This window comes from uncultured Maribacter sp., assembly GCF_947496775.1.
Classification (GTDB): Bacteria; Bacteroidota; Bacteroidia; order Flavobacteriales; family Flavobacteriaceae; genus Maribacter_B.
On record NZ_CANMDU010000066.1, the window covers coordinates 1 to 295 of the forward strand.

General features: G+C 37.3%; 1 protein-coding gene. It reads left to right on the forward strand.

Annotated elements, in window-relative coordinates; genetic code table 11:
- The coding region (locus Q0856_RS18095) for a hypothetical protein (protein ID WP_298507245.1) at positions 1–295 on the forward strand (295 nt) is incomplete at both ends.

Consider the following 295-nt stretch of genomic DNA (forward strand, 5'->3'; position numbering starts at 1 on the left):
GATTTAGATTGTTCCGCAACACCAGATGCTGAAATTAGCATTACGATGTCCGGCGGAAATCCAACATTTAATTTCGAAGTGCTTAGAGATGGTACTTCTATACAAGCAAGTACTGCAGTACCTAGTATTCCTTTTTCGTATTTCACTACTACTGCTGGTACTTATGAATTTATTATTACAGATACTGAAAGTTGTACGGTTACTACCAATGAAGTTACTGTTACAGCAAACAACCCACCAACAGTAGTTGAAGTTATTACAAATCCTCTTTGTAATACTAGTGCAGATGGCGTTG